The following is an 18,379-nucleotide window of genomic DNA, read 5'->3' on the forward strand; positions in this document are numbered from 1 at the left end:
GAGGCGCACTATGTATAGTCAAGAGGGCACCTATTCCCAGCTAACCTTTCACTATATCGATGGTCAGACTGAGTCGTTTAATGTCTACGCTCCCCTGGAGAGCGATGGCACTCAGCAAACCACTCAACTAGAAATTCGCCATCTATTTAGAAAAGATTGGTGGATTGTGCATTTGCCGGAACAAACCGTCTTTATTAATGTTGATAAAGTCATTAAGGTAGAGATGAAACCGCCGATTCCTGAGCTTCAGGGTGAGGATGTATTCGCTAATGCAGAACGAGTCACAGCCCTGACCCGTTCACGAGGTTAATCCAGAGGATGTAATGATGATGCCAACTGTCAGTTTGATTCGAGCCGAGTCGTACGATCGCACCCAACTACGAGCCTCACTCGAAACCCTGTTAGAGCCGATGGGTGGCATTGCAGCCTTTGTTAAACCGGGCGATCGCGTGCTGTTGAAGCCTAACCTGCTCACTGGATCACGCCCCACAAAGGAATGCACAACTCGCCCGGAGTTGGTCTATTGTGTCGCTCAAATGGTGCAAGCGGTTGGCGGCAAACCCTTTTTGTCGGATAGCCCTGCCTTTGGTACGGCGCGAGGGGTGGCGATCGCTAACGGTTATTTACCGATGTTAGACGAATTGGGAATTCCGATTGTGGAGCCGAGCGGCAAACGCTATCAGACCGTCAGCGAAGAGTTTAATCACCTGCTGTTGTCAAAAGAGGCGATTGAGGCGGATGTAGTGATTAACCTGCCCAAGGTCAAGTCCCATGTGCAACTGACTCTGACCCTTGGAGTGAAGAACCTGTTTGGCTGCGTTCCCGGCAAGATGAAAGCCTGGTGGCACATGGAGGCAGGTAAAGACAGTGCCCGGTTTGGTAGGATGCTGGTCGAAACGGCAAGGGCGATCGCCCCTGACCTGACGATTACCGATGGCATCATTGGACACGAAGGCAACGGACCCAGTGGCGGTGAACCCCGGTTTCTCGGCGTTTTAGGAGCCTCCGCCGATGTCTTTGCCCTCGATCGCGCCTTTGTTGAGATTCTCAAGGCTGATCCGGTTACTCTTCCCACGATCGCTGCCTCTCAACGCTTGGGCTTATGTCCGGCGATCGCGGACATCCACTTTCCCCACTGCACCCCTGACGAGTTAGCGATCGCCGATTGGAAACTTCCCGAAAAGCTGATGCCGATTGATTTTGGCTTACCTCGCGTGCTCAAATCTACGTTCCGGCATCTCTACATTCGGTTCATCAAAGAGCCGAGAGAGGTGTATGGAAGATAGAGGAAGAAAGGATAAACGATGAAGGATAAAGGATGAAAGGAAGAGAGAAGAAGGAAGAAGGAAAAAGTGGTGGTTTGGGTAGTCTAGTTGGGGTTAGGAGTCAGTGGTCAATCGTTGATGGTCAATGGTCAATGGTCAATCGTTAATAGTTAATGGTTAACCGTTGATGGTCAATGGTCAATGGTCAATCGTTAATAGTTAATAGTTAATAGTTAATGGTTAACCGTTGATGGTCAATGGTCAATCGTTGATGGTCAATAGTCAATCGTTGATAACCAATAGCCGAGAGCCACAGACTAGTTCTGCGTCGCAGTTAAAAGTTAGGGTAGTGCGAGCATCTTGCTCGCGCCGTGAGCGAGACGCTCACACCGACAATCCTAAAAATGAGGTGTGACGCTCACTAGTAGCAATGAACGATTGACAATTGACCATTGACTATACCCTATACCCTACTCCCCGTTCCCCGTTCCCCATTCCCTACTCCCTACTCCCTACTCCCTAATTTACTGTTGCCACGGTAACGGCTCACGATAGGGATTCTCATAACTATCCAACACTTCCCAGGTTGCCGGATCAACCACCCCCGTTACGGGCAATCCATAGCGTTGCTGCAAGTCTTGAATAGCTGATTCGGTCACAGCTCCAAAAACTCCGTCAACCGCGATCGCCTCAGGAGTGCCCAAACGTACTCCCGCTGCGCCCAGAAACCCGTTACTGAGCAAGATGCGTTGCAATGACTCAACCTCACTACCGCGATCGCCCACTCGCAAAGTTGGCAGCGTTTGATCGGTATAGGCAGTGGCAATCAGGGTCGGTGCCTGAGTTGGGGAATTGGCGGAAGCAGGGACTTGATAGAAGGGTAAAAAACTGATCAGTCCGATGGTGACGCACGAAACCAGAGCATAACGGATGGTGAATGACATGGGTAATGCGCTCCAAATGGGAGTTGAGATGAAAGGGCGATCGCTAACCTAATCCTACAGACAGTTTGAAAAGCCAAACTATATCACTTGACTAAAGCTAATCACTTAGAAGTTCCCTATAGCCTGCTCAAGATAATTCGCTAACTCTTCCTTCCCAATATCACCCTGCACAACTTGAAGAACTAGCTCATATGCCTGGTCATTGGTTAATCTCAACCGATAGCCATTCAATCTTAAAAACACGTCCATTGCAGCAAATGCTGTTCGCTTATTACCGTCGATAAATGGATGATTTGTAGAGAGATGGTAAAGATAAGCACCTGCCTGTTCATGAATCGTGGCATGTAAAAGTTCACCGCCAAATGTAGCTTGTGGTTGTGCAAGGGCAGATTCTAATAACCCCTCATCTCTGATTCCATGCATTCCACCAAATCTTGCTATTTGGACATCGTGAATCGCTAGAATCTCAGATGGTTCTAGAAATCTAGGATTCAGCAAGGCGACGGTAAACCTCTTCTCTTTCTTTCAAAGATTCCTGGTATGCAGTCCAAAAATCACTCCTAACTGTGTGAGAGACAGATCCAGTTGTAATAGGAATGACTATTTCAACTTGGTCTGACAGGTTATCCGAACGTTGATCTTCTGATTTAGTAGAGGTTTTAGTTTCAGAGGCTTGTCGTCTAGTTGAGGCGAGATAATTTTCCAAGCTTGAACTCTTGATAGGAATTCCTTCGTGTTGGAGCAGATCGGCTAATTCCTCGTAGCTATACCCTTTAACCAACGCTGTCTCAAGGGAATCTTGCAGTTGAGCGATCGCTTCCTCTACGGGAATTGAGGTTTGCAGTTTGGCAGGAAGCTTTTGCAGAATGTCTTTGACCTGCTGAATCGTCTCAGGCTGAATTCCGTCTGACTCAGGTTGTTGGTTGATTTCAGAAGACATAAGTTTTGCAACCCAACGTAATCGAGTTGCTTGAGAATCAGCAACGTATTTTCAGTTTACTTGCATTTCTTTTATATCAACGTAGGGACGTATCTCGTTGTCTTTAATATTGGCTTGCTCTGGCAAAATCCCCAGTGGCGTAGCAAATGAATTTGAGGCTTTCGACGGTTTGTTGTTCCAGTTTGCGATCTTGAATGGCTTTAACTACAGTCAAGCGTTGTTCGTAATACAGCACGGCTTTGCTGTAATCACCTAGCGCATCGTAGATAACAGCAAGGCTTTCTAAGGCTTGTTCCTGATTGCGGTAGTCATTTAACTCTTTGGCGATCGCCAAGCGTTGTTGATGATAAGCGATCGCTTTACCGTTATCTCCCAAAATGTAGCAAGCACTCGCCAGGTTTTTGAGAATTTGCCCTTCAATTTGGCGATCAGGAAGCTGTTGAGCGATCGCCAACAGTTCCTCATAACACTGCACTGTTTTGCTGTAATCCGACAGCGCGTGGTGAGCGTTGCCTAAGTTTCGCAACACTTGCCCAACTACCTTCTGATCATTGAGTTTGTAAGCCAGAGCAAGACTCTCTTGATAATAGGCGATCGCTGTAACACAGTCTCCCTTGGCTTTGTATGCCATCCCCAGGTTGTTGAGGGCTGCCATCTCACCCCTTAAATCTCCAATTTCACGAGAGACAGCTAAGCCTTGTTGCTTGTATTCAATCGCTCTGGCGTAGTCTTCGAGGTGGCGATAAGCGTTGCCCAAATTAGCGAGTGCCTGCCGCTCCATGCGGCGATCGAGGCATTGTTGGGATAGGGCTAAGGCTTGATAGGAATTGGCGATCGCATCTCCATAACTCCCTAATGCGTAATACGCTAGGCCAATATTGCTCAGGGTTTTGCCCTCTCCCTGGGTATCGCGAATTTTCTGATAGAGGATGAGTGCTTGCGCAAAAGTCTGCAACGCAGCTTCAAAATCACGAATTTGATGTTGCTCAATGCCTTTCTCTAAGAGGCGATCGGCTTCTTGTTTTAGTAGATTGGGAATCTCGTTCGCTTCACTCCTGTCTCCAATCCGCTCTGGAAGCGGAATGAAAGTTCCATGTTCTTCATCTAATGGTCTAACCATAGAAATCTTATTTTGATAGCGTGGCACTTGGAGAGTAGATGCAGCTAAAAACCAGGATTTGAAATAGCGTTTAACGAATAATTGGGTTGGACGACTAATTTGGTGGATGGGGAATGGGTCTTGGGCTAGATCGTTAACAGCATCAATACGGAATCTCCGGGGGGCGGTTCTTGACAGTAACTTCGTGTAAATCCGCTTATCTTTAGGTTTATATAAAAAGTCAGTAAAGGTATAGAGTGAATGCCCTGAATTTATTGAGATCAAATTCTAGGAATGAGTTTGCATCTATCCGAAAAAACGCGGAAATGGTGTTACGTCACTGATGGTTAGTCGTTGAAATGCCCTCCTCACATTCTCAGTTTTGAGTACCGAGTCAAATCGTCTTGTTTCCTGGCTCCAGAAGGCAAAGCCTCCGTAATTCCGTGTTCAAGGCGGTTTCAGCTGAGGTCGGAGATCCACCCTTCATGCTTTCGTTCTCCTCCTCCATCCTTCCTCTGAATGCACTAAGCTGAAGGAAGTGACCTGTTTCAACCTGCATGACGGCTGTTTTTTCTGCTGAGCGACTGTTATTTACTCCGGCGGCTTCACAATCAGATGCGATCGCCACTGTTTTTGCCTTTCCAAACGATTACACCGTGGGCATTACAAGCCTGGGTTATCAGGTGGTTTGGGCAACGTTAGCCATGCGCTCAGACATGCGGGTTAGCCGTCTATTTATGGATGTGCATGAGCCATTACCGACTCAGCCAGAATTGGTCGGTTTCTCCCTCTCGTGGGAGTTAGATTATGTAAATGTGTTGACGTTGCTGGAGCGGTTAGAAGTTCCGTTGCACGCGAGTGATCGCACCGATGAGCATCCTCTCGTGTTTGGCGGAGGTCCTGTTTTAACGGCTAATCCAGAGCCGTTTGCCGCTTTTTTTGATGTGATTTTGTTGGGCGATGGAGAAACCCTGTTGGATGACTTTATTAAGGCATATCAACAGGTGCGCCGTGCTGATCGTGCCACCCAATTGCGACATCTAGCACAGGTTCCAGGCATCTACATTCCCAGTTTGTATCGCTTCACCTACGACGATCCCCAAGGGGTCATTACCTCAATTCAACCCATCAGCAGCGACATTCCAGCGATCGTCGAAAAGCAAACCTATCGCGGCAATGTCCTTTCGGCTTCCACCGTCGTCACTGAAAAAGCCGCGTGGGAAAACATTTATATGGTGGAAGTGGTGCGGAGTTGTCCGGAGATGTGCCGCTTTTGTCTGGCAAGTTATCTGACGCTGCCCTTCCGGACTGCCAGTTTAGAAGCGTCGCTGATCCCGGCGATCGAGCGGGGGTTGACGGTTACCAATCGATTGGGATTACTGGGAGCCTCTGTGACCCAACATCCTGAATTTGAAGCATTGCTCGATCACCTCAGCCAACCCCAGTTTGACGATGTGCGGCTCAGTCTGTCTTCTGTGCGAACTAACACAGTTACCCAGAAATTGGCAGAAACGCTGGTCAAGCACGATAGCCGCTCCATTACGATCGCCGTTGAAAGTGGCAGCGATCGCCTGCGTCAGATTATCAACAAAAAATTGACCAACGACGAAATTATTCAAGCGGCAGTTAACGCCAAAGCGGGAGGATTGAGTGCTCTGAAGCTCTACGGTATGGCGGGAGTCCCCGGTGAAGTACCTGAGGATTTAGACCAGACGGTTAGCATGTTACGCGACATCAAACGTGCCGCTCCGGGGTTGCGGCTGACCTATGGTTGCAGCACCTTCACTCCCAAAGCCCATACCCCCTTTCAGTGGTTTGGGGTCAACACAGATGCCGAAAAGCGGCTCAAAACCCTGCAAAAACAACTGCGATCGCAGGGTATTGACTTTCGCCCAGAGAGCTACAACTGGTCTGTGATTCAAACACTGATCTCACGGGGCGATCGCCGTCTGACCCCACTCCTGGAGCTAACCCGTCACTACGGCGACTCTTTGGGCAGCTATCGTCGCGCCTTCAAAGAATTACAAAACCAACTCCCACCGCTGGATTACTACGTTCATCAGTCCTGGTCTACTGAGCAGGTTTTGCCCTGGGACCACCTCAAAGGACCGCTGCCCAAGCCCACTCTGCTCAAGCATCTGGAGAGTGCGAAAGAACATTTTCCACAACCTGCCCTGGTTTAGATACCCTATTCTTTCTTTTTGTCTTGCCCCGGCTTGAGATTCAGCAATTCCTCTAGACCCGCCAGCAGTTTGATTTGAACAGAGAGAATTTGAGAGTCTGGATTCAGAACAAAATTCCAGGCAACATTGACTCCAAACAAGGCAGTTTGCACCTTTCCGGTGATGGTAAACTCCGTGTCACCTGTCTCTAACACTCCGTAGGTCGCCATCAATGGCTGGAACTTCATGCCCTTTGCTTCCGCCGCAAGATATTGGGCGATCGCCTCTCTTCCCACCAACTCTTCATCAAAGGGAGGACGTAGCACACCGGACTCTGCAAACAGATCAGCCGTTGCTTGAAAATCTCCTGCATTGAGAGTTTCAAAGTAGGTCAAAATAACGGGTTCTGAGATGACGTCGATAGGTGAGGCAATGTCTACCGATTGAACCTCTGCTGTCATCGTTTCTGTTGCTGGATTCGTCATATGCCGATTTCAGGTTTTAGATTTACGATTTTGGATTGTGAACGCTTCACCACAAAAGGCTTTTATCCCACGATTTGCAGCAATTAGACTTGAAGTAGAATACTTCCCTTGTGGCTCTGTTGCTCTCAACATAACTAGCAGGTTCAAGGGCTGCCCTGTCCCATGAGAGAGAATTTGATCCCCTCTCGCTTCTCCACACGCCTTACCCATTTCCCTTCAAACCGTGTCAGATACCTCTGCTCCTAAACAATCACCCTGTCTTGACAGTTCAACGGTCAAACAAAAAGCGTTGGAATTGGGGTTTCACAAAGTCGGCATTGCCGCTGTGCCTGATACACCGGAGGAGGTAGCCACATCCTCCAAAACCTCCCCACTAGAGCGTTGGTTAAACCAGGGATATCAGGCAGATATGGCATGGATGGATAACCCCAAGCGTCACGACATTCGGCGGGTCATGCCGTCAGTGCGATCGCTGATTTGCGTGGCGTTGAACTACTACACTCCGGGCGATCGCCCTAAAGGAGAGGAATACGCCAAAATTTCTCGCTATGGCTGGGGCAAAGACTATCATCGGCAATTACACAAACGCCTCAAAGCTCTATCAACCTGGCTAGAAGCGCAGGATGAAGGCATCGAAGCTCGCTATTATGCCGATACTGGACCTGTGCAAGACAAGGTTTGGGCAGAGCGGGCAGGCATTGGCTGGATTGCCAAAAACAGCAATGTAATCACCCGTGAGTATGGCTCCTGGGTCTTTTTGGGAGAAGTCTTGACCAACCTGGAACTGTCCCCCGATCGCCCCCACACGCAGCACTGTGGCACCTGTACCCGTTGCCTGGATGCCTGTCCCACTGGAGCCATTACTGAGCCATTTGTGGTGGATGCCAACCGTTGCATCGCCTACCACACCATCGAAAATCGGGCTGAAGTATTGCCAGAGGCGATCGCCCCTCACCTCAACGGTTGGGTCGCAGGATGCGACATTTGCCAGGATGTCTGCCCCTGGAATCAACGATTTGCCCAACCGACCGACGTAGAAGAGTTTCAGCCTCGTTCCTGGAACATTGCCCCGACCTTAACGGAACTGGCTGAGCTAAGCGACGAGGAGTGGGATCAACGCTTTCAAGGCTCTGCTCTGCGCCGGATCAAACCCGATATGTGGAGACGGAATGCGATCGCAAATATGGTCAACAATCAACCGTCTATGGTCAATCACAAAAAATTAACAGGAGAAGGGTAAGTAACATCAGTTCGGTTTAAGAGCCCGGCGAATGAATTCGCGGCTACTAGTGTTGCGAACACAAAGTTCTGCAATGTAGGGGGTTTGGGGGCTTCACCCCTTTCAAACCTTATTTTTTGCTGTACTAGAGCGAAGTCCGCCGACGCAGACTCCGGAAAAGGCCGGATTTGACGAACCGACGCAGGTCGGTTTTGCTCCGATAGTGGCGGTTTTAACTGCCGAAATCCTGATCCCGAATTCACGTTAAGTAATGGAATTGACGATTGACGATTGACAATTGATACCAATTTGAATTGGCTTCGCTGCCCATGATTCCGTAAGGGCGTTTCGCGAAACGCCCTACCCAGTGATCTGCCACAATCAAACATTAAATTGATATGACAATGGGCGATTGGCTAACTAAACTCACATCTATAGCAATCCTATTTGATTTGTGAAAAAAGCTGTTTGTGAAAGTGCCCGCCCAAAGGGCGGGCACTTTCACAAACGATTTAGGATCGCTATATTGGTAACGCCTAGATTTCTTAAGATATTTGCCACGATTGGGGAGAAATCGTCTAAGCTAGCTGACAATACATTGCATTCATCACAAAATCTCAACTGTGCGTAAGCGTCTTATTCTCATCTCCCTTCTTATGGCGGGCGGTCTGTGGAACCTGGCTCAACCCGCTCACCCTCAAGCGTTGGTGCCCCATGTGTTGCAGTTAGATGGCAACCAGCTTGAGGAACAGGGTTTGCGTCTGGCTCAAGAAGCGGCTCAGTTGGCTCAGTTTCAACAATTTCAGTTAGCTCTACCGCGTGCTGAACTGGCAACTCAGCTTGCTCCTGACAACGCCGACATTTGGACATTGTTAGGCAGTCTCTATCTGCAAACCGAGAACGTAGACGAGGGGATCAGAGCCCTCGAACAGGCTAAGACGCTGGATCAAGAGAACCCAGCGATTCTATTTGCCATTGGGTCAGCTTACTTCCGCAAGCAAGACTACAACCGTTCAATCGAATATTTGCAAGCAGGGTTGCGGCTGCAAGCGGATGTACCGGGGGCGTTGTTTGACCTGGGCAATGCCTATTACATGCTGAGGCAATATGACCAGGCGATCGCCCAATATCAAAAAGCCGTTGACCTGGATGAAGAGTTTTGGCCTGCGGTCAACAACATTGGCTTAGCCCTCTACGAAAAAGGGGATATTGAAGGAGCATTACAGCAGTGGCGATCGGCGATCGAAATTGATGGCAGCCAGGCAGAACCGCAACTGGCATTGGCTGTAGTTCTGTATAGTCAGGGCGATCGCGAACAGGCGTTGTTGTTGGGCGAAACCGCTATCCGGCTTGATGAGCGATATGGTAGCCCAGACTTTTTGCGGGAAAACCTGTGGGGCGATCGCCTGATGGAACAAGCTCAAGCATTCTTACAACTGCCTCGAATTAAGGAAACGATCGCCCAAAGTAGCCAAACGAGTCCCTCCGAGTAGGTTAGAGTAGCCCGGTATCTTTACCCTCTTCCGTTATGACTCCCACCCTGCTAGGTCGCTGGCAATCCCGGTTGTTACTGCTGGCGACCGTTGGTGTCCTGATTAGCATCCCCTTTGCTGTAACCTATGGGGGACCTGGTTCTCATCCGATTTTCTTTTGGGTGTTGGGCTACGTTGCTGGCTTTGGGTTAGTGTGGGATGTACTCTACGACTACCTGCAAAAGTTTCGCTGGGATCGTGACTGGCCTGCCGCCTTTCAACTGCTCGCTGGCATCTGGGAAGGAGTCTTCATCGGCTTTCTCTTCAAAACCCTGGGACTACCCGGCATGACCCGCGACATGCCCCTCAACACTTTTATCTTGCACTACAGCCTCGTTTGGCTCGGTATCTTCATCATCTCCCAAACCCTGATGCGAGTCCTCCTTCCTCGTTGGCGATTTCGGGGAGGGCAGGTGCTGTAGGGAAAAAGGAAGAAAAAAAAGAAGGATAAAGGATAAAGGATGAAAGATAAAGGATAAAAGATTTAGAAACGTCTTAAACTTTTTCTCTCCCCACAACCTACTTCCTACTCCCCATTCCCCATTCCCCATTCCCTATTCCCCACTCCCTACACCCCATTCCCTTTCATCCTTCATCCTTCACGTTTATCCTTCATTCATTCCCCATTCCCCATTCCTCACTCCCTCCTTTCTTCCTTCTTGTTATCCTGAAGGAAGTTGTCCAGTGATGCGTCCATGACTCAACAACCTGCCCGCATTTGCATTCTTGGTGGAGGCTTTGGTGGTCTTTACACCGCATTGCGTTTGAGCCAATTTCCATGGGAGAAGCCTAATCAGCCTGAGATTGTGCTGGTGGATCAGCGCGATCGCTTCCTGTTTTCTCCATTGCTCTATGAGTTGGTCACGGATGAACTGGAGACGTGGGAGGTTGCTCCCCCGTTTAGTGATCTGCTGGCAAACACGGGCATTCAGTTTCATCAAGCGGAGGTTGCCGGGATCAATCTGGAAACCCAGCAGGTGCATTTGCAAACGGGTACGGATTTGTCTTTTGATCGCCTGGTGTTGGCGTTGGGTGGTGAAACACCGCTGAATCTGGCTCCGGGTGTAGCGGAATATGCCATTCCCTTTCGTACGGTTGCCGATGCTTATCGCCTGAAGGAGAAATTGCGATCGCTCGAAGCCTCTGATCGAGAAAAGATTCGGGTGGCGATCGTTGGGGCAGGCTATAGCGGCATTGAGTTAGCGTGCAAGTTAGCCGAACGACTGGGTGAACGGGGTCGAATTCGCATCGTCGAGATCGGCGACCAGATCCTGAGAACCTCGCCAGAATTTAACCGTGAGGCAGCAACGAAGGCATTGCAGGAACGGGGTGTCTGGGTCGATTTGGAAACCAAAGTGGTTTCGGTTAATCCAGAGGCGATCGCTCTGGAATATAAAGGCAAAGTAGACGAAATTCCCGTCGATATTGTTTTGTGGACGGTAGGCACGCAGGTGCCAGAGATCGTGCAGCATCTCCCCTTGAAGCACAACCAACGGGGTCAAGTCGTCGTCACTCCTCTATTACAGGTAGTCGATGCTCCTGATGTTTTTGCGGTAGGAGATCTGGCAGAATGTTACGACGCTGAGGGGCAGCGAGTTCCTGCCACCGCGCAGGTCGCCTTTCAACAGGCTGAGTTTGCCAGTTGGAATATTTGGGCATCTCTCACAGATCGTCCATTGCTGCCCTTCCGTTATCAGGCATTGGGCGAAATGATGTCACTGGGCATGTCAGATGCCACGTTCACGGGGTTAGGGGTTAAGCTGGAGGGCACGCCTGCCCATGTCATGCGGCGACTCGCCTACCTGTATCGGATGCCCACCCTTGAACACCAGCTTAAGGTAGGGTTGAACTGGATTATGCGCCCAATCCAGGATTTGCTGATGCCGTAGAAGGCAGATCGTTACAAGACAGAACGTTGTCCAGTTTGGCAAAGCTAGGGTAGTGTGAGCATCTTGCTCGCGCCGTGAGCGAGACGCTCACACCGACAATCCTAAAAACAAGGTATGACGCTGCACTAGAACTGGTGTAGCTGTAGCCACATCCGATAGGGCGGAGGCGAGTCAGGAAGCTTTTCCAGCGTCAGGGTTTGAGCCATTGCCTTTGCTCTAAGCTTTCTGACCAAAACTGTATAACTAAGTACTGTGATTCACAGATAGGGTTTGGAAATAAAACCAGGGGGGTATGGGGGATTCGCCCCCAGCCAGGGGTTCCACCCCTGCACCCCGAATTCCCACCCCTATTTACGACGAGTTGTACTAAGAATTTTGAAAATATCTATCTAATTTCAGTTGAAGTTTTACTAAAATTTGACTTGCTGGCTGGTAAAAATTTGCTGTACTTAAAGGTGTAGATAATTTCGCATCTGCTATGGCAACTCCTGCTAATACACGCTTAGTTCTTAGAATTACTCAACCTACTCTGCTCAAACGCCGTGTTGCGGCTGAAGCAGATCTGTTGCCCGAAGAAAAGGTTCTCAAAGACCCTTGTCGAATTTATCTGCATTCCTACGCCTACGCAGTGCCGGGGGAAGATTTACAAGACCACTACAAGGTCTGTTTTGAAGCTCCCTTCAATGGCTCCAGCGTTTGGTATGTCCACAAATCCCACAGCCTGATTGAGGGAGCAACCCCTCCACCTCCCCCGACGGCTAAACCTCAACCTGCGCCTCAACCCTCAACCCCTCAACCCAACACCACCAAGCCCGGCAAAGGCAAAATCAATCAGGCAGGACTGGACTTAATCAAGCAGTTTGAAGGGTTGAAGCTAGAAGCTTACATTTGTCCCGCAGGGGTGCCAACCATCGGCTATGGCACAACAGCTGGCGTTAAAATGGGCGATCGCATCACTGCTGAGCAAGCCGAAGTCCTCCTCCGCAAAGATGTTGAAAAGTTTGAGAGAGCCGTCGTTAACGCTGTCAAAGTCCCCCTGACCGAAAACCAATTCAGCGCGTTAGTCTCCTTTACCTACAATTTGGGAGCCGGGGCACTGCAAAAGTCAACGCTGCTCAAGCTGCTGAACCAGGGCAATTATGAAGCCGCCGCTCAGGAGTTTCCCAAGTGGAATAAAGCTGCTGGCAAAGTACTGACTGGGTTAACTCGTCGTCGGCAAGCTGAGCAAGCCCTGTTTTTGAAGAAGTAGAAAGCTCTCAGTTCGGGATAGGAATTTTGGTGGTTGAAACTACAGTTGTAGCAAAGTGTTGAGGACTGCTGTTAGCTAGGAACGTACTCATGGAGGCTCTGTCTCCAACCGTTGCTTTAGGAGGCAGAGCCTCCGTCACTCCATTTCCAAGCTCCTGCTTGGAAACGAGGTTTGTATGAGATTTTGTTTACGAAGAGAGTGACAGAAGAGGATTATGCAGTTAGATCCCCCAAACCTGCTTAAAAAGGGGATTCCGGCAGCCCCTAAGCTACCGTGTACACACAAGTCTTCTCAGCCCCCTAAATCTCTCAATTCTGGGGGACGTTGAGCCTTTGTCTAAGGTCTTGACCCGATCAGAAGTACCCGTACTTGGAACCGATGCGAAGCGCGTCTTTGGGTGAACCGAAACACCTTCTGCTAGGGGCTTTGGCTTCGCCAAGCTCAGCCCAGTGGGGAGGCAGTGGCGTCCCCCAATGGGGGTTTGGGGGATTCTCCCCCAATGCCTGGTTTTCAAGCAATTTTGAAGGGGCAAGGGGGATCAAAGTTTTAGGCTTCAAGTGACGTAAGTCCTAACTCTATGAAGACAATATCTTTTTTGATGGGTTAAACGGCTGATTCCATTCCGTCTGATTCCCCATCTTTGATAGGCTGGATATGACTCCTATCAACAACAACAGGAATGGATACCAAAGCGTTTAAGCGATCGCTCAACAACTCTGACCGTTATCACCGCAAGGGCTTTGGACATGATGAGGACGTGTCTGGGCAAATGCAATCAGAGTATCAAAGCGACCTGATTCAACAGATCCGCGACAACGGCTACACGATGACGCAAGGAGATGTGACGATTCGGTTAGCGGAGGCGTTTGGCTTCTGTTGGGGGGTGGAACGGGCAGTAGCGATGGCCTATGAGACGCGCCAACACTTCCCTAGCGAACGCATCTGGATCACCAATGAAATCATCCACAATCCCTCAGTCAATCAGCGTCTACGGGAGATGCAGGTGGGCTTTATCCCGGTTGAGGCGGGTAACAAAGATTTCTCGGTGGTTGAGTCGGGTGATGTGGTAATTTTGCCTGCGTTTGGAGCCAGCGTGCAGGAGATGCAACTGCTCAACGACAAGGGTTGCACAATCGTTGATACGACCTGCCCCTGGGTTTCCAAAGTGTGGAACACGGTTGAGAAACATAAGAAAGGGGAGTACACCTCGATCATTCACGGCAAATACAATCACGAAGAGACGATCGCCACCAGTTCCTTTGCGGGCACTTATCTGATTGTGTTGAATCTGGCGGAGGCTCAGTATGTCTCTGACTACATCCTTAATGGGGGCGATCGCGCCGAGTTTATGACCAAATTCAGCCGCGCTTGCTCCGCTGGGTTTGACCCCAATCGCGATTTAGAGCGCATTGGCATCGCCAACCAAACCACCATGTTGAAAGGTGAGACAGAGCAGATTGGCAAACTGTTTGAGCACACGATGTTGCGGAAATATGGTCCTGCCAAGTTGAACGAGCACTTCCTCAGTTTCAATACCATCTGTGATGCGACGCAGGAACGGCAGGATGCCATGTTTCAACTGGTGGATGAGCCATTGGATTTGATGGTGGTCATCGGGGGGTACAACTCCTCCAACACAACCCACTTGCAAGAAATTGCTATCGAGCGGGGCATCCCCTCCTATCACATCGACAGTGGCGATCGCATTGGTCCTGGCAACCGAGTGGAACACAAACCCTTAAAACAAGACCTGATTGTTCAAGAAAACTGGCTCCCCAATGGCAAGATCACAGTGGGTATTACCTCTGGAGCCTCAACACCCGACAAGGTAGTTGCGACGGTGATTGAGAAGATCTTTGCCCTCAAGGCGATCGCGCTTGTATAGCCGTAGCCACATTTGATGGGGTGGAGGCGAGTCAGAAGGCTTTCCCAGCATCCGGGTCTGAGCCATTGCTTTTCCTTAAGCTTTCTGACCAAAACTATATAAACCTGCTGAAACGGTGGTCTTGTCGTCTTTCCAAGAAAAAACTCAGCCCGGATCAGGCTGAGTCACGTCTCATTGATTCACGAGTAGGAGGGAAGCTACGCCGTTTCTAACCAGTCGAAAATCTTGTCAAGTTGCTCCAGGGTGACTAACCCATATTGCCAGAGCACCATCGGCAGAAGGCTGGGGGTTTGTTCTTCATGGCGCAGAGCAATGGCAATCGAATCGTAGGGAATCGCCAACTCCTCCTGAAGAAACCGAATTAATCTTGTCTTTAGTGACGTTTTCATGACCCCTGCCTTCTGATAAGGCTCGTTTAGTATGAAAATAGATTAGCGATTGCAATCCAGATCGAGCCTCCCTCCATCGGCTCATCCACGCGGGTGAGATTTCTCTGCTCAAAATCCACGCATCTCTACCAAAGGGTAGAACCGATTTGCAGCGACGTCATTGATGATGTGAATTTAATTTAGAGCATCTGCAAAGCCAATGACAGCACCGTCTAGCGCTCGCTATTTCTGCCCGTGTTGCGGCAATTCCTGTGCTCAGTGGTTAGATTTCAGCAGCACATATCGCAACGTCACCTGCCCTCATTGCGCTTCCCAGCCTCGACATCGGGCGTTGAAGCTGTATTTGCTGGAACGCACCAATTTGTACAAAGACCCGTTAAAAGTTCTCCATTTTGCGCCAGAGTCTTTTTTAAGAAACGCGATCGCCTCTTTACCCAATCTAGATTACGTCACGACGGATTTAATGGACCCTTCCGTCGATATCAATTTCGACATTACGAATATCCCCTTTGATGACGATAGTTTTGACGTGATTTTTTGCAGTCATGTGTTAGAACATGTCCCTGACGATAGGGCTGCAATGCAGGAATTATTTAGAATTCTCAAACCGGGAGGATGGGCGTTTTTACAAGTTCCGATTGATATTTATCGAGAACAAAGTTTTGACGATCCAACCATTACTGACCCAGAGGAACGTCGCAAATTTTATTGGCAAGAAGATCACGTTCGTTTGTATGGGTTGGACTACAAAGAACGGTTAGAGCAAGCAGGTTTTACCGTTAAAGTTGAAGATTATGCCAAACAACTTGATCCGGTTTTGGTAGAGCGATACGGCTTAGATTTATCGGAGAATTTGTATTTTGGCGTGAAGCCGTTGGTGGTTACTCCACAGTTCGCAATTGAAGTCATCACCGATGATCTATCTGAAGCTATTACCGAAATAGACGTCGATGATGAAAACACCGAGATTGTAGCGGTCAATAACACAGTTCATTCGGCCCAACAACCTCCACGAATCAGTGTTGTTATTCCCTGCTTTAACTATGGGCGATTTATTCAACAGGCCGTTGAAAGCGTTCTCAGTCAATCCTATACTGATTACGAATTGATTGTCGTTGATGATGGTTCTACCGACGATACACGAACTGTTTTACAACCCTATGGCGATCGCCTGCGTTATTTTTACCAAGTCAATCAAGGACCTGCCGCAACTCGCAATCAGGGCTTAGAGTTAGCCCGTGGAGAGTTCATTATTTTCCTGGATGCAGACGATTTTTTCCTGCCCAATATTCTGGCAGATCAGATTGCTTGTTTTGCAGAAAAACCCTCCTTGGGAGCCGTGGTGAGTGGTTGGCGATTGGTCAATGAAAGCGGTGAATTTATATCAGATTTAGAGCTGTGGAAGAGCCTACCTGCACTCACAGCAGAAGCATGGATCGTTTGGCGACCTGTGTTACCGAGTGCTACATTGTTTCGGCGGGAATGGTTAGAAAAAATTGGTGGATTTCGAGGTGATTTTCCTCCAGCAGAGGATGCAGAGTGTTTCCTAAATTTGGCATTGTCGGGCTGCAAAACAGACTGGTGTCGTCAGATTGGGGTCTGTTATCGACAGCATGGCAAAGCCATGACCCGTAATACGGTGCGACAGGCAAATCAATTTCAAGCTCTCTACAATCAATTTTTTGCTAAAGCCGATTTACCTCCTTCTTTTCAACAGTTAGAAAGTAAAACTCGCTATCACTTACTCGTATGGTTAGCATGGCGATTTTATCATGCCCAATCTTTTACAGAGATGGCTTTCTATTTGAAAGAATCGCTGTCATACACGCCATTTTCTCCCATTGAAACGATTTCCAATTGGGTCGAAAGTTTCAGTGAATGTTGTATTGGGCATGGCTATTTATTAGATACCTATGCCCTCAGTCAGGAAGTTAATTGGCAACAGTTAATACAGTCGGTACTCAAGACTCAAAAACCCAAAGTAAGTGTGATCATCCCGGCTTACAATGCGGCGAAATATGTGTCACAGGCGATCGCCAGCGTGTTGAATCAAACGTTTGATTCCTATGAGGTGATTGTCATTGATGACGGTTCTACCGATGACACACAAGCGGTGATTGAATCCTATCGCGATCGCCCCCTGGGGGAGGCTGTCTCGCATCGCATTCGATATTACTATCAGCAGAATCGTGGTGTATCTGCCACTCGCAATCGTGGCATTCAGCTGGCTCAAGGGGAATTGATTGCGTTTCTCGATGCTGATGATTATTTTCTGCCGGATAAGTTAGCGAAGCAGGTCGAGGTGTTTGCGGCTAATCCAGATGTAGGTATGGTTAACAGTGGGTTTCGGACAGTCCGGGAAAATGGAGAGGCGATCGCCGATATTCAGTGGTGGCGTTCCATGCCCCAACTTACCCCTGAGGACTGGTTGTTGTATAAACCTGTGCTACCCAGTGCGTTGATGTTTCGTCGAGACTGGCTGATGCAAGTGGGTGGATTTGATCCCCAACTCGCTGCTGCCGAAGATGTCGATCTAGTGTTGCGGTTAGTGGTTGCTGGGTGTCAGTCAGCCTGGTTAACAGAGATCACCGCTTGCTATCGTCAGCACGATTACAGTGCTTGCAGTCAAAACACGCCAAACATTGCGCGATCGGCTGAACAAGTTCTTCTCAAGTTCTTTGCACAACCTGATTTGCCTACCCCCTGGCGATCGCTCCAGGCTTCCTGCTGTTATCAAACGCTGGTATGGGCAGCATGGCGACTGTATTGCACCGACTATACTCAGGAGATGGGCGACTATCTGAAAAAGTCGCTGCGCTATAGCCCATACCCTCCAGCCGCAACGGTAGAGAACTGGATTGAGAGTTTCACTGCCTATTCCAGAAGTTTTGGCACTCCGTTTAATGCCTACGACTTCAGTCGCTTACCTGAATGGCAGGACGCGATCGCCACTGCTATCCAACCTGCTCCAAGCTCCGGAATCCTAAAGGTTTCAGAGATTTCTAAGATTCGGGAATCTGTGTAATTTACCCAAACCTCGTTTCCAAGCTCCTGCCTGGAAATGGAGTGACGGAGGCTCTGCCTCCTAAGGAATGGAAATTGAATAAGTTCGATATTGGGTAGGGGCGGGTTTTGCTGTCAAATCCATAACAGGGCACAGATAGGTCGGTGGTGTTCCAAACCTGTTGATAACCTCTGTAAGACCCCCTGTAGTCCCCCTGTAATTGCTCAATCCAGTAGCCAATCGGTCTGCTTTGAGGTAAGGGCACGGGAAATGGCGTCAAAGGCAGAAATGCCCTGACGCTTTGCAGTATTGACCAG

General features: G+C 49.2%; 17 protein-coding genes. 11 read left to right on the forward strand and 6 right to left on the reverse strand.

Annotated features, from left to right (window positions below; genetic code table 11):
* Positions 1 to 10: 10 nt before the first annotated feature.
* The 3 genes from H6G89_RS29195 (at position 11) to H6G89_RS29205 (ending at position 1,680) form a co-directional block, all read left to right on the forward strand.
* A complete protein-coding gene (locus H6G89_RS29195; protein WP_190513333.1) occupies positions 11 to 310 on the forward strand; it encodes a hypothetical protein in 300 nt (99 codons plus the stop codon).
* Between the two features lie 19 nt (positions 311 to 329).
* Entirely contained in the window at positions 330 to 1,286 is a 957-nt protein-coding gene (locus H6G89_RS29200; RefSeq protein ID WP_190513379.1) for a DUF362 domain-containing protein, read from the forward strand.
* Positions 1,287 to 1,515: 229 nt separating this feature from the next.
* Positions 1,516 to 1,680, forward strand: coding sequence for a hypothetical protein (locus H6G89_RS29205; protein ID WP_190513334.1), 165 nt, complete (start codon positions 1,516 to 1,518; stop codon positions 1,678 to 1,680).
* A 109-nt stretch (positions 1,681 to 1,789) separates the two neighbouring features.
* On the opposite strand, the gene H6G89_RS29210 is transcribed toward H6G89_RS29205, so the two are convergent.
* The 4 genes from H6G89_RS29210 to H6G89_RS29225 all read right to left on the reverse strand — a co-directional run bounded on the left by H6G89_RS29210 (position 1,790) and on the right by H6G89_RS29225 (position 4,269).
* On the reverse strand, positions 1,790 to 2,209 hold the full coding sequence (locus H6G89_RS29210) for a peptidoglycan-binding domain-containing protein (protein WP_190513336.1): 420 nt from the start codon (positions 2,207 to 2,209) through the stop codon (positions 1,790 to 1,792).
* A 105-nt stretch (positions 2,210 to 2,314) separates the two neighbouring features.
* A complete protein-coding gene (locus H6G89_RS29215; protein ID WP_190513338.1) occupies positions 2,315 to 2,707 on the reverse strand; it encodes a type II toxin-antitoxin system death-on-curing family toxin in 393 nt (130 codons plus the stop codon).
* Positions 2,694 to 3,149 carry a hypothetical protein gene (locus H6G89_RS29220; protein ID WP_190513340.1) on the reverse strand — a complete coding sequence of 152 codons (456 nt, stop codon included), beginning with the start codon at positions 3,147 to 3,149 and terminating at the stop codon, positions 2,694 to 2,696. The genes H6G89_RS29215 and H6G89_RS29220 overlap by 14 nt, the downstream gene beginning before the upstream one ends.
* Positions 3,150 to 3,252: 103 nt before the next feature.
* Positions 3,253 to 4,269 (reverse strand): tetratricopeptide repeat protein, encoded by a 1,017-nt coding sequence (locus H6G89_RS29225; protein WP_190513342.1) that lies wholly within the window; start codon positions 4,267 to 4,269, stop codon positions 3,253 to 3,255.
* A 536-nt stretch (positions 4,270 to 4,805) separates the two neighbouring features.
* On the opposite strand from H6G89_RS29225, the gene H6G89_RS29230 reads away from it, so the two are divergent.
* Complete coding sequence (locus H6G89_RS29230; protein WP_190513345.1) at positions 4,806 to 6,431, forward strand: B12-binding domain-containing radical SAM protein; 1,626 nt, start codon at positions 4,806 to 4,808, stop codon at positions 6,429 to 6,431.
* Positions 6,432 to 6,436: 5 nt separating this feature from the next.
* Here the strand turns inward: H6G89_RS29230 and H6G89_RS29235 are convergent, their stop codons facing one another.
* Positions 6,437 to 6,895: a YybH family protein gene (locus H6G89_RS29235; RefSeq protein WP_242060171.1), complete on the reverse strand. Its 459-nt coding sequence runs from the start codon at positions 6,893 to 6,895 to the stop codon at positions 6,437 to 6,439.
* Between the two features lie 223 nt (positions 6,896 to 7,118).
* Here H6G89_RS29235 and queG point away from each other — a divergent pair, with 223 nt between their 5' ends.
* The 6 genes from queG to H6G89_RS29265 all read left to right on the forward strand — a co-directional run bounded on the left by queG (position 7,119) and on the right by H6G89_RS29265 (position 14,669).
* The gene (gene queG / locus H6G89_RS29240; RefSeq protein WP_190513346.1) at positions 7,119 to 8,135 is read left to right on the forward strand and encodes a tRNA epoxyqueuosine(34) reductase QueG; all 1,017 of its coding nucleotides are present in this window, start codon (positions 7,119 to 7,121) and stop codon (positions 8,133 to 8,135) included.
* A gap of 635 nt (positions 8,136 to 8,770) precedes the next feature.
* Entirely contained in the window at positions 8,771 to 9,607 is an 837-nt protein-coding gene (locus H6G89_RS29245; protein ID WP_199336991.1) for a tetratricopeptide repeat protein, read from the forward strand.
* 35 nt (positions 9,608 to 9,642) lie between these two features.
* Positions 9,643 to 10,068 carry a hypothetical protein gene (locus H6G89_RS29250; protein ID WP_190513350.1) on the forward strand — a complete coding sequence of 142 codons (426 nt, stop codon included), beginning with the start codon at positions 9,643 to 9,645 and terminating at the stop codon, positions 10,066 to 10,068.
* Between the two features lie 273 nt (positions 10,069 to 10,341).
* Entirely contained in the window at positions 10,342 to 11,535 is a 1,194-nt protein-coding gene (locus H6G89_RS29255; protein WP_190513352.1) for an NAD(P)/FAD-dependent oxidoreductase, read from the forward strand.
* Positions 11,536 to 12,013: 478 nt separating this feature from the next.
* Entirely contained in the window at positions 12,014 to 12,784 is a 771-nt protein-coding gene (locus H6G89_RS29260) for a lysozyme (RefSeq protein ID WP_190513353.1), read from the forward strand.
* Positions 12,785 to 13,463: 679 nt separating this feature from the next.
* Complete coding sequence (locus tag H6G89_RS29265) at positions 13,464 to 14,669, forward strand: 4-hydroxy-3-methylbut-2-enyl diphosphate reductase (RefSeq protein ID WP_190513355.1); 1,206 nt, start codon at positions 13,464 to 13,466, stop codon at positions 14,667 to 14,669.
* A 197-nt stretch (positions 14,670 to 14,866) separates the two neighbouring features.
* Here H6G89_RS29265 and H6G89_RS29270 read toward each other — a convergent pair whose 3' ends face one another.
* Positions 14,867 to 15,058 (reverse strand): DUF2949 domain-containing protein, encoded by a 192-nt coding sequence (locus H6G89_RS29270; RefSeq protein WP_190513357.1) that lies wholly within the window; start codon positions 15,056 to 15,058, stop codon positions 14,867 to 14,869.
* 199 nt (positions 15,059 to 15,257) lie between these two features.
* Between H6G89_RS29270 and H6G89_RS29275 the strand changes: the two genes are divergently transcribed.
* Positions 15,258 to 18,083 carry a glycosyltransferase gene (locus H6G89_RS29275; RefSeq protein WP_190513359.1) on the forward strand — a complete coding sequence of 942 codons (2,826 nt, stop codon included), beginning with the start codon at positions 15,258 to 15,260 and terminating at the stop codon, positions 18,081 to 18,083.
* The last annotated feature ends 296 nt before the right edge of the window (positions 18,084 to 18,379 follow it).

This window comes from Oscillatoria sp. FACHB-1407 (assembly GCF_014697545.1).
In the GTDB taxonomy this organism is placed as follows: Bacteria; Cyanobacteriota; Cyanobacteriia; order Elainellales; family Elainellaceae; genus FACHB-1407.

Excerpts from the sequence above, each read along its gene's own strand:
- H6G89_RS29195 (WP_190513333.1), top strand. The coding sequence starts at position 11 with ATGTATAGTCAAGAGGGCACCTATTCCCAGCTAACCTTTCACTATATC.
- H6G89_RS29200 (WP_190513379.1), top strand. The coding sequence starts at position 330 with ATGCCAACTGTCAGTTTGATTCGAGCCGAGTCGTACGATCGCACCCAA.
- H6G89_RS29205 (WP_190513334.1), top strand. The coding sequence starts at position 1,516 with ATGGTCAATGGTCAATCGTTGATGGTCAATAGTCAATCGTTGATAACC.
- H6G89_RS29210 (WP_190513336.1), bottom strand. The coding sequence starts at position 2,209 with ATGTCATTCACCATCCGTTATGCTCTGGTTTCGTGCGTCACCATCGGA.
- H6G89_RS29220 (WP_190513340.1), bottom strand. The coding sequence starts at position 3,149 with ATGTCTTCTGAAATCAACCAACAACCTGAGTCAGACGGAATTCAGCCT.
- H6G89_RS29225 (WP_190513342.1), bottom strand. The coding sequence starts at position 4,269 with ATGGTTAGACCATTAGATGAAGAACATGGAACTTTCATTCCGCTTCCA.
- H6G89_RS29230 (WP_190513345.1), top strand. The coding sequence starts at position 4,806 with ATGACGGCTGTTTTTTCTGCTGAGCGACTGTTATTTACTCCGGCGGCT.
- H6G89_RS29235 (WP_242060171.1), bottom strand. The coding sequence starts at position 6,895 with ATGACGAATCCAGCAACAGAAACGATGACAGCAGAGGTTCAATCGGTA.
- H6G89_RS29245 (WP_199336991.1), top strand. The coding sequence starts at position 8,771 with ATGGCGGGCGGTCTGTGGAACCTGGCTCAACCCGCTCACCCTCAAGCG.
- H6G89_RS29250 (WP_190513350.1), top strand. The coding sequence starts at position 9,643 with ATGACTCCCACCCTGCTAGGTCGCTGGCAATCCCGGTTGTTACTGCTG.
- H6G89_RS29255 (WP_190513352.1), top strand. The coding sequence starts at position 10,342 with ATGACTCAACAACCTGCCCGCATTTGCATTCTTGGTGGAGGCTTTGGT.
- H6G89_RS29260 (WP_190513353.1), top strand. The coding sequence starts at position 12,014 with ATGGCAACTCCTGCTAATACACGCTTAGTTCTTAGAATTACTCAACCT.
- H6G89_RS29265 (WP_190513355.1), top strand. The coding sequence starts at position 13,464 with ATGGATACCAAAGCGTTTAAGCGATCGCTCAACAACTCTGACCGTTAT.
- H6G89_RS29270 (WP_190513357.1), bottom strand. The coding sequence starts at position 15,058 with ATGAAAACGTCACTAAAGACAAGATTAATTCGGTTTCTTCAGGAGGAG.
- H6G89_RS29275 (WP_190513359.1), top strand. The coding sequence starts at position 15,258 with ATGACAGCACCGTCTAGCGCTCGCTATTTCTGCCCGTGTTGCGGCAAT.